The sequence below is a fragment of the Shouchella clausii genome, assembly GCF_002250115.1.
Taxonomy (GTDB): Bacteria; Bacillota; Bacilli; order Bacillales; family Bacillaceae_D; genus Shouchella; species Shouchella clausii.
Map to the genome: position 1 here is coordinate 3,690,231 of NZ_CP019985.1, position 14,995 is coordinate 3,705,225.

At 45.1% G+C, this 14,995-nt stretch carries 16 protein-coding genes and 1 riboswitch; of the genes, 9 read left to right on the plus strand and 7 right to left on the minus strand.

All coding sequences use genetic code 11. The annotated features are described in order from the left end of the window. Positions 1-28: 28 nt before the first annotated feature. The 4 genes from BC8716_RS17965 to kapB all read left to right on the plus strand — a co-directional run bounded on the left by BC8716_RS17965 (position 29) and on the right by kapB (position 3,206). Positions 29-1,513 carry a glutamate synthase subunit beta gene (locus tag BC8716_RS17965; RefSeq protein WP_094427932.1) on the plus strand — a complete coding sequence of 495 codons (1,485 nt, stop codon included), beginning with the start codon at positions 29-31 and terminating at the stop codon, positions 1,511-1,513. Positions 1,514-1,608: 95 nt separating this feature from the next. Next, complete coding sequence (locus tag BC8716_RS17970; protein ID WP_094427934.1) at positions 1,609-2,220, plus strand: YpjP family protein; 612 nt, start codon at positions 1,609-1,611, stop codon at positions 2,218-2,220. A 165-nt stretch (positions 2,221-2,385) separates the two neighbouring features. Continuing rightward, positions 2,386-2,640: a hypothetical protein gene (locus BC8716_RS17975; protein WP_094427936.1), complete on the plus strand. Its 255-nt coding sequence runs from the start codon at positions 2,386-2,388 to the stop codon at positions 2,638-2,640. A gap of 197 nt (positions 2,641-2,837) precedes the next feature. Beyond that, complete coding sequence (gene kapB, locus BC8716_RS17985; protein ID WP_094427940.1) at positions 2,838-3,206, plus strand: kinase-associated lipoprotein KapB; 369 nt, start codon at positions 2,838-2,840, stop codon at positions 3,204-3,206. Between the two features lie 54 nt (positions 3,207-3,260). Here kapB and dapA read toward each other — a convergent pair whose 3' ends face one another. The 3 genes from dapA to BC8716_RS18000 form a co-directional block, all read right to left on the minus strand. After that, entirely contained in the window at positions 3,261-4,166 is a 906-nt protein-coding gene (gene dapA / locus BC8716_RS17990; RefSeq protein WP_094427942.1) for a 4-hydroxy-tetrahydrodipicolinate synthase, read from the minus strand. Between the two features lie 93 nt (positions 4,167-4,259). After that, a riboswitch (Lysine riboswitch) is annotated at positions 4,260-4,436 on the minus strand. 51 nt (positions 4,437-4,487) lie between these two features. Then, positions 4,488-4,643, minus strand: coding sequence for an aspartyl-phosphate phosphatase Spo0E family protein (locus tag BC8716_RS17995; protein ID WP_073304090.1), 156 nt, complete (start codon positions 4,641-4,643; stop codon positions 4,488-4,490). A gap of 125 nt (positions 4,644-4,768) precedes the next feature. Further along, a complete protein-coding gene (locus BC8716_RS18000) occupies positions 4,769-5,284 on the minus strand; it encodes a hypothetical protein (RefSeq protein WP_094427944.1) in 516 nt (171 codons plus the stop codon). A gap of 134 nt (positions 5,285-5,418) precedes the next feature. On the opposite strand from BC8716_RS18000, the gene BC8716_RS18005 reads away from it, so the two are divergent. The 5 genes from BC8716_RS18005 to BC8716_RS18025 all read left to right on the plus strand — a co-directional run bounded on the left by BC8716_RS18005 (position 5,419) and on the right by BC8716_RS18025 (position 9,388). Continuing rightward, positions 5,419-6,288: a Cof-type HAD-IIB family hydrolase gene (locus tag BC8716_RS18005; RefSeq protein ID WP_094427946.1), complete on the plus strand. Its 870-nt coding sequence runs from the start codon at positions 5,419-5,421 to the stop codon at positions 6,286-6,288. A 330-nt stretch (positions 6,289-6,618) separates the two neighbouring features. Then, the gene (locus BC8716_RS22380; RefSeq protein WP_157730490.1) at positions 6,619-6,783 is read left to right on the plus strand and encodes a hypothetical protein; all 165 of its coding nucleotides are present in this window, start codon (positions 6,619-6,621) and stop codon (positions 6,781-6,783) included. A gap of 190 nt (positions 6,784-6,973) precedes the next feature. Next, positions 6,974-7,936, plus strand: coding sequence for a ring-cleaving dioxygenase (locus BC8716_RS18015; RefSeq protein ID WP_094427950.1), 963 nt, complete (start codon positions 6,974-6,976; stop codon positions 7,934-7,936). Between the two features lie 7 nt (positions 7,937-7,943). Then, positions 7,944-8,564: an alpha/beta hydrolase gene (locus tag BC8716_RS18020; RefSeq protein WP_062746763.1), complete on the plus strand. Its 621-nt coding sequence runs from the start codon at positions 7,944-7,946 to the stop codon at positions 8,562-8,564. 107 nt (positions 8,565-8,671) lie between these two features. After that, positions 8,672-9,388, plus strand: a complete 717-nt coding sequence (locus BC8716_RS18025) for a hypothetical protein (protein WP_142300590.1) — start codon at positions 8,672-8,674, stop codon at positions 9,386-9,388. A 16-nt stretch (positions 9,389-9,404) separates the two neighbouring features. On the opposite strand, the gene BC8716_RS18030 is transcribed toward BC8716_RS18025, so the two are convergent. From BC8716_RS18030 to pepF, 4 genes are all read right to left on the minus strand, one after another. After that, a complete protein-coding gene (locus BC8716_RS18030; protein ID WP_062746766.1) occupies positions 9,405-10,535 on the minus strand; it encodes a Ger(x)C family spore germination protein in 1,131 nt (376 codons plus the stop codon). After that, positions 10,532-11,620, minus strand: coding sequence for a GerAB/ArcD/ProY family transporter (locus BC8716_RS18035; protein ID WP_062746768.1), 1,089 nt, complete (start codon positions 11,618-11,620; stop codon positions 10,532-10,534). The genes BC8716_RS18030 and BC8716_RS18035 overlap by 4 nt, the downstream gene beginning before the upstream one ends. 2 nt (positions 11,621-11,622) lie before the next feature. Beyond that, positions 11,623-13,056, minus strand: coding sequence for a spore germination protein (locus tag BC8716_RS18040; protein ID WP_094427952.1), 1,434 nt, complete (start codon positions 13,054-13,056; stop codon positions 11,623-11,625). Between the two features lie 141 nt (positions 13,057-13,197). Beyond that, positions 13,198-14,991, minus strand: a complete 1,794-nt coding sequence (gene pepF / locus BC8716_RS18045) for an oligoendopeptidase F (RefSeq protein WP_062746771.1) — start codon at positions 14,989-14,991, stop codon at positions 13,198-13,200. Between the last annotated feature and the right edge of the window lie 4 nt (positions 14,992-14,995).

Here is a 14,995-nt window from a genome sequence, read left to right on the forward strand (position 1 = left end):
CAGGTTTAACAGCAGGGAGTGAAGAACAGTGGGGAAGCCGACAGGTTTTTTAGAATATAAGCGGGAAGCACCGCACAAGAGAGACCCGTTTGAACGGACGAAAAATTGGCAGGAATTCCAGGTTTTTATGCCGGAAGACAAACTGCGGCAACAAGGGGCACGATGTATGGACTGTGCAATCCCATTTTGCCAAGCGGGAACGACAATGGCAGGTTCAGGAGAAATCGGATGTCCTGTTTACAACCTCATTCCAGAATGGAATGACTTAGTGTACCGGGGAAAATGGCGTGAAGCGCTGGACCGACTCCATAAAACGAACAATTTTCCCGAATTTACAGGTCGTGTCTGCCCGGCACCTTGTGAAGGTTCCTGTACGGTTGCTCTTAACGGCGATGCCGTAACGATTAAATCAATTGAATACCATATCGTTGAGCGTGGCTTTCAAGAAGGCTGGATTCAACCGGAGCCGCCAAAAACGCGGACCGGAAAACACGTTGCTGTTGTCGGTTCTGGCCCCGCTGGTTTAGCTGCGGCAGCACAGCTCAACAAAGCCGGTCACACGGTAACGGTATTTGAACGCGATGACCGCATTGGCGGCCTGCTTACTTATGGCATTCCTGATGTGAAGTTGGCGAATGAGGTGGTCGAGCGACGTGTTCAGCTTCTTGAGGCAGAAGGCATTACCTTTAAAACAGAAGTTGAAATCGGTGTAGACATTACAGCCGAAGAACTTGAAGCTTCATTCGATGCAGTCATTTTAGCGACAGGGGCAACAAAGCCACGAGAAGTCCAGGCGCCTGGCAAAGAGTTAAAAGGCATTCATTACGCGATGGACTTTTTGACCGCTAACACAAAAAGCCTATTAAACTCCCAACTCGCTGACGGAGAGTTTATTTCCGCCAAAGGCAAACATGTCATTGTCATTGGTGGCGGCGACACCGGCGCAGACTGCATTACTACCTCTATTCGTCATGGGGCCGCGTCCGTTACCCAATTTGACATTAATAAGCAAAAAGGCGCTATGAGAAGCGGAGATAACGTATGGCCATTGTACCCGATTATTCATACAGTTGAAGATGCTCATAAAGAGGCGATGGCTGTTTACGGAAAAGACCCCCGCTCCTACATGTTGCAAACAAAGGCGTTTTTCGGAAATCAAGACGGCCAAGTGACTGGCTTACAAACAGTCGAAGTGACGACTGAAATCAAAGACGGTCAGAAAATCAGGACGGAAATCCCTGGCACCGAGCGGACGTGGAAAGCAGATCTCGTTCTCCTTGCCATTGGCTTTACTGGCCCAGAGCAAGAATTGTTGCAACAACTTGGTATTGAAACGACAAGTAGGACGACTGTAAAAGCGCCATACGGTAAATATACGACCTCGAAGCCTGGCATTTTTGCTGCAGGCGACAATCGCCGCGGCCAAAGTCTCGTCGTTTGGGCTATACATGAAGGGCGTGAAGCAGCACGAGAGTGTGATCGCTATTTAATGGGAAGTACACGTTTGCCGTAATTTTTTTAGCTTTTTTCCTATTTTCCTATAGGCAAAGCAGGTGGATGCGTGCGATAATGAGGAAAAAATGGGACATGTGAAAGGCTGGTGTAGGCATGATTCGTCGTCTAAAAAGCATGATGATGGTCATGCTAACCTTTCTATCTTTTCATCTACCAATATTTGATCCTTTGTTTGACCGTGAGACAAAACAGAGAGCTGATGCAAAAGCGCTAGTTCAGAAAGCTGACGCCAAAGAGTACCATTTGCTTGATGTAGTAGTCGGCTATTCGGATCAATACGAAGACATTGAACTTACTCATTATTGGCTTACGGAACGTTTTATTATGGATGAAGCGTACAAACAAGGCTTGCAAAAATTTGGACAAGCGATTTCGCCTAAAATTGAGCCTGCTTATAAGGAAATCATTATGCCTAGCTTAAAACAAGCAGTCTCACAATTGCTAAGCAGTGTACAAATTGATGATTTAGCTGAAATCACCGTTTCCCACGCACCAGCTCCAGGGCGCGGAGAGAAAATCATGCATATTTACAATAAAAAAACAGGCGATGATTTGCTCCGATTCCATGTGCGCTTGAACCGACCGCCCAAAAAAGGCCACGTGTTTCAATTTCATTACCATGTGCTACAGGACAATTTCCACGGCCACTATGAACTTGGAACCATTTATTGGGGTAAAAATGAACCTCCGCTTTACTCAGCCTAAGGTTAAGGGCAAAATTACACAGACAACAGTCTGGAACCTCCGCTTCTATTTAGCGTGAGGTTTTTTTGTTACTAGAATTGTCGTCAATTAGTAGATTTTCAATTCCCTTATCCGCTCATTCTTTGGTACAGTAGAGAAAGAGACGAGTGATGGAGGAATCGTTAGATGGAAGCTGAGAAAAAATTCAGAAAGCCCCGTCCATTTTGGCTAAAATGGCTAGTCCGCCTTGTGGGCGCCTATATTGGGTTGCTCGTTGTCGTGCTAGCTGCCGCGATTTTGTCTATGAGTGGCACGTTTTTGCTTGTCGTTCTAGAACTATTTGTTGAAAATGACCGCCTGCAGGAATTTAATTACCAATACTTTGTGCCCATGTCTGAGTTTCTTTGGAACTTATTCACGGCACTTGTGCCTGGTTTATAATGGGCGCGTCAGATCTGGCCTACATGGTTGCCTTGCTGGGCTGTTTTTTCGCGGCAGGCCTTTTTGGCGGGCTAGCGCTCCTTGGAGTTATGCGAAATAAAAAGCCGTTGCTGTATTGGACTGCCCCTTGTGCACTTTGTAGCGCCATTGCTTTTTTGGTGTTGATGTTTCAACTTGTTTGAGAGGAGGGAGATACGATGGAACTGTCACAAGCAAAGTATAAATCGGGTATTTATATAGGCAACGTGCTAGAGGTAAGGAAGGAAGAAAATAGGGCGCTGTTTCAAGTGCTTGCTGTCCTTACCCATCCGAACCAAGGTGATTTGCATCATCCTAAACAAATAGACGTTCCCTTTTTCCACGAGCGGAAAGCGCTTGCCTATTTGGAAAAGGCATGGGTGCCGTTTTCGACTGTGAAACCGTATGAAGGGGAGCTGCCAGACTATGAGCTATCATTAAAAGCTGCCTGGGAAGCTGCTTGCGAACGTTTGCAAAACGACGACAGTGACTGGGCTGTTAAAAGTTTGCAGCTGCTTAAAGAACTTAGGAAGGAATACAGTTTTTAAAAATGGCTAACGACATAAAAAAGTTCCCTCATGTACGAATGAGGGAACTTTTTTTCATGAAGAGGCAACCGAACGGCTCGTTATTGGCAAAAACGGTTCAAGTACTGCTTCGAGCTCAATGCTTTCCGCTTCATTAAGGCCAATTAGCGGCAAACGCACTCCGCCGCCTGGTAACTGATAACGAGCAAGCGCTGTTTTGACAGGAGCAGGGCTCGGTGCCATAAACATCGCTTTCATGACAGGGAAAAGCTTATGATGGATCGAGGCAGCTAGCTGCAGCTCGCCACTTGCAAAAGCATCGATCATTTGCTTCATTTCACGGCCAACAATATGGGAGGCGACGGAGACAACGCCTCTAGCGCCAACTGCCATCATTGGCAGCGTTAACGAATCATCGCCGCTGTATACCGAAAAGCCTTCCGGTGCTAGACGCAGAATCTCCGTGACTTTATCGATATTTCCACTCGCTTCTTTAATGGCAAATACTTGGTTGATCGCAGCCAGCCTCAATGCCGTTTCCGCACTCATGTCAGCACCTGTACGGCCTGGCACGTTATAAAGCATGACCGGTAGCGGCGTGGATTGAGCCACTTGGGCAATATGTTGGTAAATCCCTTCTTGGGATGGCTTGTTGTAATAAGGAACAACGACCATCAGCCCATCCGCTCCTGTTTGCTCAGCTGCCTGTGCCATTTGTACCGCCTGTTCAGTACTGTTTGCGCCAATGCCGGCAATTACCTTTATGTTTGCATTGGCTGCTTCTTCCACCGCGACTGAGAGGAGCGTTTGTTTTTCTTCAAGTGTTAGTGTTGGGGCTTCGCCTGTAGTGCCATGGATGACGACTGTATCCGTCCCATTTTTTGCTAAATGGTTTATAAGCGTACGTATGCCGTTCACATCTAAGGCATTTTCGTTTGTAAAAGGTGTGACCATTGCCGTCATCAGGTAGCCAAAATCCATGGGAATCCTCCTAAATAGGTGGCGAGTAGAGACACAAAAAAACAACAATGACAGAGGCTCATTGTTGCACTAGGCAAACGGGTCGTTTTCCAAGTTTGAGATAGCCCCCCATACGTCCGTATGACAGTGCTGCCCTTGTTCAGAAACAGCCCCAATGGCACGGCCTTTGGGAAAGCCGCCCATTTCGGCATAAACCCCTTTCCGGCTGGTTCAAACAGATCCCAATTCCTCAGCAGCCGTACTGATCGTTTACGCGCCTCTACTCTCACATCTGTTCAATTTTATGGCTTAACCTTACCAGATTTTATTCCGGTTTGCAAACTATTTATCGGTCTTTCTATAACGGTGGGATTCCAAGCAATTTAATAAAACGTCTAGTTCCTGTGAACATTGAACGGTTTTTTTAGAAGTCATGCCATATTTGCCGGCCATTAAATGCATTTCGTTCCGTTTCACTTCAATATCAATATAAATCATTTCTGCCACTCCGCCTTTACATTTTCATTTTCCATTTCGTATTATAGCGAAAATCAGGCAAGAAGAAAAATGCTTTAACAAAACTAGTCAAATAAAAGGAAAAAGAGTCAAGCTTCGACAAAATGCTATGAGGGGCTAGCTTTAATGCCATATTCCGTAATAAGTGACTCATATTCACGCCTCATTAATCGAAATGATAAGGAAGCATTGCTGTAATGTTGTTGCTCGGCCTCATAGGAACGGGTATTTAGTGCCTGTTCAAGCTCGCCTAAGCTTACCGTATAGGAATGGTGGATATCCTCAAACCCTCCGGCAAATGGCGGCGGAAACGTGTTTGTTTGCTCGTGTTCTTTTGCTTTGTCGGCTAGAAGTTCTGTGAGCGCGGCTGCTTCGCTGTTATTTCCTGTCATGACCGCCTCTTGCAATTGTACCAGGACAGGGGCAGCTTCATCAACATACTGTTCAAAGGCACGGGCATAGGTTTCAGCTGCTTTTGAATGTTCTTTTTGTGCATGATTGACATCCAATTGACTGGAGAGCCCTTTGATTTCATCAGATGCTTTGCCAGGAGAAGTTCCATCGACGCAAGCGGATAAAGCAAGTATTGCAAATAAGAGAGCGACAAACGGTTTTTTTCCCATTTTGACCATCCTTTCTTTCGCTCTGTGTTGCCTGTAGTATGTCGCGTAAACACAAAACTATTCCTTTAGGCAAAAGCACTTATTTGCAAATAGCAATTGGTTTCCCTTAAAATAAATGGGAAAGGAGTGAGCGCGTGAAGCTAATTGTCACTGATATGGATGGGACGCTACTTGATGAAAAACGCTCTGTATCGAAAGAGAACGAAGAAGCGATCAAGGCAGCACAAAAGCAAGGCGCGATTGTCGCGATTGCAACAGGGAGAGATCTTTACGAGGCAACAGTCCCTTTGAAAAAAACAGGGTTATCATTGCCGATCATTAGTGCGAATGGCGCGCAAATCCATGATGAACAAAAACGACTTCTCCATGAAGCCGTTCTAAATGCAGACCAAGTCCGCCATGCGATGGCAGTCTTAAAAGATGAAAATGTGTATTTTGAAGTGTATACGAATGAAGGCGTTTATTCCGACGATTTTGAAGCGGGCCTTGCCGTAGTAGTCGATGTCTTAAAATCGACAGGCGCGAAATTGTCTGAGCAAGAAATCATGACATTCGCCAAGGATCGTTTTGACAACGGCTCAATCAAATTGATCGATTGTTACGAGAAACTGCTCGAAGACGGAGCCGTTGTGCTTAAACTCCTTGCTTTTTCACTCAATGCAGAACGGCTTATGAGTGCTAGAGACAGGCTAGAGTTAGACAAAAGCCTTGCCGTCAGCGCTTCTGCAGCAGACAATCTTGAAATTACCGATGTGAATGCCCAAAAAGGCATTGCAGTCTTGCGATTAGCACAATCGCTAGGCTTTTCTCCAAAAGATGTGATGGCAGTTGGCGACAATTTTAATGATGTATCGATGTTTCAAAAAGCAGGCTTGGCCGTTGCAATGGGAAATGCGCCAGGGGAGATTCAAAAACAAGCCGATCTTGTTACGAAAACAAATGATGAGCATGGCGTTGCTTACGCCATTCGAAACTATGCGCTAAAAAAACAATCCCTTCTCTAAGGGGTTGTTTTTTTATTTGTTATTTGTTATAAAACAATAAAAAAATATGTTGACTGTTATGATACAATGACATATACTATTGCTATAGAGAGAAACAGCTTACAACCATTCAAGGAGTGTGAATCATGGGAGAGCAAACCAAACAAGTAGAACAAGAACGGGAAGAAGAGATGACCATTCTAGAGATGATTAACGATTACCATGCATAGGGCAGATGCCCTGTTTTTTTTTGCCCTTGAACTTGCATCTGTTGTAATACAAGCGGACGTTTTACTTTTTTTGCAACGGGAATGGAATCGTAAGAAGGAGAATTGGTTGGGAGGGAACATAATGGAACAGCGCCGGCCTTCGAAAGAAGAACTAAAGCATAAAATCGAGGAGATGAAGGAAGAAGAAAGACAATACCGCCGCGAAGCGTTTATTGAAATATATGAACAATACGTGGCGCTATTGGAAGATGAGATTGCTCATTTGAAATCAGTAAAGCGACCTTAGAAAATCTCGTGCGAGCCATGTTGTTCTATGAATAGCGTGGCTCGTTTTAGTTGCAACACGCCCGTATAATGGTAAACTGAAAAGGAGAAAAAGGGGAATAACAAGGTGAGTGATTCGGGTAATTGAATGTGTTCATCTTTCTGTACCGAAAAAAATGTTAGGGCGGAAGCGCTGAAAAAGGAGACGAGCAATGGACATGCTCCCATTAATAGGTCATCATCATGTGTCAGCGATCACGGCTGATGCTAAAAATAATGTAGATTTTTACACAAACGTGCTAGGGATGCGGCTTGTGAAAAAAACAGTTAATCAAGACGATCCTTCTATGTACCATTTGTTTTATGCAGATGAAAGGGGCAATCCTGGCACAGAGTTGACGTTTTTTGAAATCCCGCTGGCAGGGAGAACGTATCGTGGCACAAATAGCATCTCGCGAACAGGGTTAAGGGTTCCTTCCTATGAAGCGCTGTCCTATTGGAGTGAGCGGTTTAGTAGACTAGGTGTTAGCCATGAAGGAATTCAAACGGAAGGGGAGAGAAGCAGCCTTTTATTTGAAGACTTTGAAGGCCAGCGTTTGTTGCTTGTGGCCGATGAGCGGACCGACAACGATGGAAAACCATGGGTGCACAGCCCTGTACCGGAACAGTATGGCATTTATGGACTGGGCCCTATGGAAATAACCGTTTCTGATCGAACCATCACGGCGAACGTACTTACAAATATTTTTGGCTTCCGATTAGATCGTGAAGTAAGCAACAGCACTTCACTCTATGTCACAGGTCGAGGCGGAGCAGGGGCAGAAATCTATTTAAAAGAAGACACAGAATCACATAAGGAACGCCCTGGTCGGGGGAGTGTCCACCATGTTGCTTTCCGCGTGCGATCAGAAGAGGAACTTGGAAAATGGGAAAACTGGCTTTCGGCGAACCGGGTAGCTCATTCAGGCATTGTCGAACGCTACTACTTCCAATCCATCTATACACGTGACCGGAATGGCATTTTGTTCGAGCTAGCGACAGACGGTCCAGGATTTGAAGCGGACGAACCATATGAGTCCCTTGGCCAACGCCTTGCACTTCCACCCTATTTAGAGGCGAAGCGCGGAGAAATAGAGGCGAAATTACGGCCGTTATTTGTAAAACGAGAGGAGTAGGAAACAAATGGCTGACCACAAACATATTTTCCAACAAGCGAAAACCAGTGCTGCTCCCACATTGGTATTGCTTCACGGCACGGGAGGAAACGAGCGAGACTTAATGCCAATTGCGGAAATGATTGACGAGCGAGCGGCTGTTTTAGGCGTGCGTGGCAATGTAAGTGAAAATGGGATGCCTCGTTTTTTTAAGCGATTGGCTGAAGGCGTGTTTGACAAGGACGATTTACAAAAGCGGACAGGTGAATTGTATACCTTTCTTGATCAAGCAGCAGCAAAGTACAATTTTAACCGTGACGATGTTATTGTCATCGGCTATTCTAATGGCGCAAATATTGCCGCTAATTTAATGTATGAATACAGCAACCCGTTTAAAGGGGCCATGTTGTTCCACGCGATGGTACCTCAAGAAAAAGAGGCGTTGCCTTCCTTGGAGAATACCGCTGTATTTCTAGGGGCAGGCAAGCGTGACCCGCTAATACCTGCACCTTTGACAGAACAATTGCGAGCGGATTTGCAAACAGCTGGCGCGACCACCGATGTTCATTGGACAGAAGGAGGACACGAGCTGACTGTTGAAGAAATCCATGCAGCAAAAACATGGTACAAGCGAATGTGTCCAGAATAAACGGCAGGTTACTCTGCCGCTTTTTTTGATAATCTTTGTCTAGACAAACATGGGCGAACCCGCTAGAATGCAAAAAAGATGGGCGAGAAAAGTGAGGTCGATTGAAATTGACTACAAATCATAAAGGAAAATACTCTACAAGCTCTTATATTTTTGCAGGGATTGCTCTTGTAGCCATTATCGTTGTTGCCATCTGGAGCGATATTTGGTACAGGATTGTTGTGTTGGCAAGCCTAGTTGCTCTTATGTATGTGTTCATTGTCAAAACGAAAAATATTGAGCGTGAACTGGAAGAAATGAAAAGAAAGCAGGCTTCAACAGCTGAGCTTGCCCGACAGGAACAAACGGAGCTTGAGAAAACAAAAGAACACGATTTAAAAGCATTGGAAGAAAAAGAATTCCAACTGCAAAAATTAGACCTTGACCGGACGCAGCTATTTGAAGAGCTGTTAAATAAGTCCGAGCTAGAAGAAGCTGAGAAATCAACAATGCGCGAACGTCTTCAGCAAGCCGATACGGAAACGTCGCGAATCCGCCAAGAATGGCTGACAGCGTCGAGCCGGCTCATGACGTTGATGCGCGGCACAAAACGTTTTTTTGTCCGTGAATCGCCGATGAAAGAAATTGCTGCTTCCATCGACCAAGATGTATTGGAAACAGGGTCTTTTACAGCATTGAACGAAGAAATTCAGCGCTTGATTCCGCGTCTTTCTAAAGAAAGTGCCGAAGCATTAGCGAAATCAGACTTTATTGATGAAGACAACCAGTTAACGCGTTCCGGCTATAAAGCATTGTTGCAGGCAAGTGAAGACAAGCAAACGTAACGACGTTTGCTTGTCTTCACTTTATTTGCGGATTATTGCGACGGCTAGCTTTTGCCCCTAAGTCAATCACTTCAATTGTTAGCTCATAGTCAAAAGAAGCATTGGCAAAATAAACATCATCCCAATCGGCCCGAATTTGTTGCCATAATTTCGGGTAAGCAAGTTGCGCTTCCAAATAGAGCCGTGCTGCGTCCGCTTTGTATTCCTTTTGCAACCGCTCCATCATGTTTGACGCCCCGTCTTCGACCGTCTTTTTTACAGCGGCTATACATGTGTGCAAGTAATCATCGGAAAAACTTTCATCCCGTGTGTCCCAGTTTTCAGAAATTCGCCCTGAAAAATGCTGGTGAATATGGAAGTGAAAGTGGCCGTTTTGATACGTTGGTTCGATGTCAGGGGTAGCGACTTCAAGAATTTCAAATGTAAGGGGGTCGCCATTGCATTCGGAAACGATGATGCCGCCTTCTAGTTCCCCTGAAAGCCAGTTAAGGCGGACGTTGTCTTGCTCGTTCAACAACGGTTTTAACAGATGGCCCTTTTTAAAGATGCCCGAACCGCTTAATGAGGCACTGCCGTTATCACTGACGACCATTTGCATAGGAAACGTCAAATCCTCTTGCAAGTCGGATGAAATGGAGCTTAACGTAGACTCTTTTAAAATCGCAGACGAGTGGGTGCGGTTTCCAAATAGCTCAGTAATAAAACGGGCTGGAATCGTCGATTCGTCGGGAGCAACAAGCACCTCTTTTGTAGGCTCATTTGTAAGGAGCACGAGTGAACTGCGGCGTACATGATCGTCGCGAATCATTTGGTTAATCAGACTTTCTAACGTCCGTTTGCCCCGTAAAACACCTTCATTAAAAACGGCGATCGACTGATGTTGGGTATAAACAGGGAATTCCAACGTTGTGACATCACGGATTGCAGCGTGATAGGTCGGGCCTTCACCAATGACGTTGTTATAGCTTGAAGAGCCGCCTTGTTGAGCTGGAGGCACGACCACTTGGTTTAAGACCGAAATAAGCCCTTCTTCTGTTACATCAACGCCAATGCCAAGGCTTAACGTCACATCCTCCATATTCCGGCTATCCCAACAGCCTGACAATAACAAGATAATTGAGACGCTTGCTAAAAACAGGCGTTTCATCGGACCACCTTCCTCTTAATCGAGTAAATGAGAAAATAGACAAATGGAAGCAACAACACCACTTCGAACCCATAGAAACTTATCAGACTGAGGATCCTTGTATCGAGCGTATGTTGGAAACATAAGGAAATGATCATGCTAATAGCGACGGCAACAGCCATCCCAGGAAAAGACTTTTTTAGCTTTGTATATTTACTAAGGGAATACCCTGACAAAAAGCTATAAATGACGCTCGTGGAAAAAAATTGCATGATCCATGTGCTTAGCAAAAATCCTTCCATTCTTTCGATGAAAATTCCCTCAGTTTCAAACGATTGGATAAACGAAATCGTTGGCCATACAAGTGTTTTAACTTCCCGTTCCCCTAAATTTAAGACAACGATTAAATACGTAATAATGTAAACGATGGAGATAAGCACAAGTGTGCTAAAAACAGCCAGTTTTGGTTTGGCTTTTTTGTTGACAAACGGAAGCAAGAAATAGATTACTTCAATTCCTTCAAACGGAAAAAAGACACCATTAGGATTAAAGATCACATTGGCAACGCCGTTCGTAAAAGGCGGGTTCATATGACCGATGTCCATTTCTTTAAAGCTAAACACCAAAATCGTCCCTGCCACTAAAAGAGTGAGTGGAAAGATAATCGATGAGACGCGTAAAATCGTTTGCAAGTTTCCGCTTAGCAAATAGGCAATTAATAAAAAAGTGAGCACTTTTATTAGTGATGTCGGTGTTGATGGCAGCAAATAAAATCGGACCATCTCTGCCATAGCGGCAATTTGATAGCTTGAAGCTACCCAAAAGTAAACGTTGATTAAAAAAAGAAGCAACGTGCCGCCGATTTTGCCAAAAGTCATATACCCGTAAGTATAAAGGTCATTTGCATGATGGCGGCCTATGAAGTAGAGCGCTAAGCAAGTGAGAATGAACGTATAGAGCGCTCCAGCCACAATCGTTAGCCAGCCGTCTGTTGAATTTGCCGTTACCGTCAGCACGCGGGGCAGAATCAAAAATTGCACGCCGAGTAATGTGATCGCAGTTAAGACGGTTAACTGTACAGTAGATAGCGTCTGTTTGGGAATCATGGCTAAGCTCCGCTCCCTTTTGGCTTTTTAAGCGCCCTCTTTTTTGATAACAACAGGAAAATTTGCTTCCATTTTTGGTTGTAAAAAAAGAACTTGCCTGACAAGTAAGGCTGGTTAAAGCTTGTCAGTTTTGACAAATGGATTAACACGAACAAAAAGAAGAACATCACGCCAACGAGCCCTAAAATCGCTGAAATGATAATCGCCCCAAAACGAAGGAGCCGAAACGATAGGCCAAAGCTGTAGCTCGGTACGGTAAACGATGTAATTGTAGTAATTGAGACGATAATGACCATGAGCGAACTGACGATATTGGCCTCTACTGCCGCTTGGCCGATGATAACGCCACCGACTAGGCCAATCGTTTGCCCGAGTGGCGTGGGCAAGCGGATGCCCGCTTCACGCAGCAATTCAATTGTCACTTCCATAATCAACACTTCCAAAATAGGCGGGAAAGGAATGTCTTCCCTGGTGGCGATGATCGTCATGGCTACGTCTGTTGGCAAAAGCCCATGGTGAAACGAAACAAATGAAATGTACAGCGATGATAGGAACACGGTTATAAACAAGGACATATAACGAAGGAGGCGGAGAAAACTGCTAGCAATCCAACGTTCATAATAGTCATCTGGAGACTGCAACAACATATCGAACGTAGTCGGCAAAATCAAGGCAAACGGCGAATTAGCGACAAAAAGAACAAGGCGGCCATCATTTAAGGCTGCGGTAACACGGTCAGGACGCTCTGTGCTTTGCATTTGGGGAAAAGGGGAAAAAGGCGCATCTTCGATCAACTCTTCAATCATGCCTGAATCTTGAATTTCGGTTGTTTTAATTTTATGGAGGCGATCGGTAATATCAGCGATAATCCCTTCATCGGCGACCCCTTTGATATAAAGGAGCGACAATGTTTTAATGCTCTCATTTTCTTTAATTTGGTGCTCTTCTACTTTTAAATTTTTGCTGTTCACCATTTGCCTTGTTAGGCCGATGTTATCGTCTAAGTCTTCTATGTAAGCGAGCTTTGGCCCACGGACGACTTTTTCAGTTGTCGACTCAGCAAAACTTCTTTTTTTAGGCGCATGTGTACGGAGAATAAAGGCAATTGATAAGTGTTCGGCTATCACAACTGTATTGCCTTCAAAAATGGCCATCACCATTTCATCTTGAAATAGAGTCGTTTTGCTTAATGTCGGCGCAAGCAAAGAACAGAAAGCGGCGTCGAAACGTTCGGAACCACTCAGTTTCTCAATATTTAAGCCGACTTCGGCAATGACTTTCCAACTTATTTGTGATCCGAGAAAGAATAAGCAACATTTCCGCCCATAACCAGGAATGGTAATCTCTTTGCTAACAAAATCGCCTTGTTCTTGAAAGGCGGCCTGGATGTTGCTTTTGATATCGTCATATGAAATGCCTATATAATCTGTTGCCACAACCAGAGCCTCCTTCTTTTACTGTTAGTGTGCAATAATTAGCTGTGCTTATGCATGAAAAAACCCGCCTCCATAGCAGGCGGGTTTTTAAACTGTAGCCAAAACCTTACGTTTGACTCAGCTAACAGCGTGAGTAATGTGTTAGTAACTTTGCTCAAGTTTTTCGATGAGGCGTCCGACATAGGCAACTGCATCGCGAATCGTTTCTTTGTTTTCCATGTCGACTCCGGCGGTTTTAAATAAATCCAGTGGTTTTTTGGTACCACCAGCTTTGAGCATGTCTAGCCAGCGGTCAATGACTACCTGGCCGTTTTGTTCATAAAGGGAGTACGCTTTGGTGGCTGCCGTTAAACCAGCAGAATACGTATACGGATAAAGGCCTTTGTAGTAATGAGGCTGCCTCATCCATGTCCGGCCGGCACGCTCGTCAATGTGAACGGCATCGCCCCAGAAACCGGAGATGACTTCTTGCTTGGTCTGGCGAAGCAATGCAGCAGTCAGTGGCACGCCTTCCTCAGCATAGCGATAGACACGGTGTTGGAAAACTCCTTCAAGCAGGTGCGTGACAAAGTTATGATAATACGTCCCAATAAATTGCAACAGCACCCAGCGTTTCATCCGAGGATCGTCTGTCTGTTTAAGCAAGTGGTTCCCTAAAAACAATTCGTTGATTGTGGACGGCGCTTCAATGCAATACATCGATGGGCGAGTGGCGCTGAGAGGTTGATGGGCATTGGCAAGATAAAAATGGCCAGCATGCCCTAGTTCATGTGCAAGAATAAAACCGCCGCGCATCGTATTTTTCCAAGTCAGCAAGATGTAGGGGTGTGCCCCATAAGGGCTTGAACAGAAAGCGCCTGTTGCTTTGCCGATATTGTCAGCGCGGTCAACCCAACGGTCTGTTTTTGCCGTTTGCAACATGTCTACATAGTCGTCACCAAATACGCGAAGTGCGTCAATGATAGTGGCAAAGGCGTCGTCATAGGTTGTTTCTGGTTCAAACTCTGGGTCAAGTGGCGCTTTTAAATCTTCAAAACGAAGCTCAGAAAGGCCAAGGACCTCTTTTTTTAGCGTTGCAAAGCGGCGCATATGAGGAGCAAGTTCCTCATAAATCGTGTCCAACTGGTTATGGTACATCGTTTCGTTGACGTTCTGATCGTGAAGAAGCATGGCTTCGGCCGACTTAAATCCTCTGAGGCGAGCGACTGTGACATTCTTCGACACTTCGGTTGCAAACAATTTCGCGTACGTATGTTCATATGCTTTCAGCGTGTCATCGAAAACGTGAAAAGCATTTCTTCGTTCTTCTGTATTTGGCGAAAGCTCATACTGGTCTTCAAAACGGGCGAATGAAAGGGGCTTATCCTGGCCGTCTGCCCCTTTAAAAGCAGGAAACGACATATCAGCAGCTTTGCTTTGTGAATACGTGCTGTATGGCGCTGACAAAACAGGCGACAGAGCGGCAAGGGCTTCTTCCGTTTCAGCAGAAAGGGTATAGGGCTGATTCGCTAACAGCTTGTCCAAATAGACGCTAAACCGTTCAAGCTCCGGAAGGGACTTGCGGAATTGCTCGATTAGTCCAGTCGGCAAGGCGATAATATCAGCTTCTAGCTTTGCTAATTTCGCTTGGATAAGTGCCTGTGCTTCTTCAACGCGGCTCGCATTTGCTTGTGCGACCTCATCAGCCCCATTTCCTGCTAAAGAAAGAGAAGCATATGTTATCACTAGAACCGCTTTTTCTAATAGCGCTTCTCTCGCTTGGAGACCGTTTAGCAAATGTTCAGGGCGTTCCCCGAGTTTTTCGCCAACAGGAAGTTTGGCGCTTTGTTCTTTTACTTCGGCAAGCGCTGCTTGCCATGCTTCATCATTAGGGAACAGGGCCGATAAGTCCCACGTTTCCACTACAGGGACATCTTGACGTTTTGTTAAATCCATAATA

Bases quoted from the DNA above. Each gene is read 5' to 3' on its own strand.
- BC8716_RS17970 (WP_094427934.1), top strand. From the start codon at position 1,609: ATGATTCGTCGTCTAAAAAGCATGATGATGGTCATGCTAACCTTTCTA.
- BC8716_RS17975 (WP_094427936.1), top strand. From the start codon at position 2,386: ATGGAAGCTGAGAAAAAATTCAGAAAGCCCCGTCCATTTTGGCTAAAA.
- kapB (WP_094427940.1), top strand. From the start codon at position 2,838: ATGGAACTGTCACAAGCAAAGTATAAATCGGGTATTTATATAGGCAAC.
- dapA (WP_094427942.1), bottom strand. From the start codon at position 4,166: ATGGATTTTGGCTACCTGATGACGGCAATGGTCACACCTTTTACAAAC.
- BC8716_RS17995 (WP_073304090.1), bottom strand. From the start codon at position 4,643: ATGATTTATATTGATATTGAAGTGAAACGGAACGAAATGCATTTAATG.
- BC8716_RS18000 (WP_094427944.1), bottom strand. From the start codon at position 5,284: ATGGGAAAAAAACCGTTTGTCGCTCTCTTATTTGCAATACTTGCTTTA.
- BC8716_RS22380 (WP_157730490.1), top strand. From the start codon at position 6,619: ATGGAACAGCGCCGGCCTTCGAAAGAAGAACTAAAGCATAAAATCGAG.
- BC8716_RS18015 (WP_094427950.1), top strand. From the start codon at position 6,974: ATGGACATGCTCCCATTAATAGGTCATCATCATGTGTCAGCGATCACG.
- BC8716_RS18020 (WP_062746763.1), top strand. From the start codon at position 7,944: ATGGCTGACCACAAACATATTTTCCAACAAGCGAAAACCAGTGCTGCT.
- BC8716_RS18030 (WP_062746766.1), bottom strand. From the start codon at position 10,535: ATGAAACGCCTGTTTTTAGCAAGCGTCTCAATTATCTTGTTATTGTCA.
- BC8716_RS18035 (WP_062746768.1), bottom strand. From the start codon at position 11,620: ATGATTCCCAAACAGACGCTATCTACTGTACAGTTAACCGTCTTAACT.
- pepF (WP_062746771.1), bottom strand. From the start codon at position 14,991: ATGGATTTAACAAAACGTCAAGATGTCCCTGTAGTGGAAACGTGGGAC.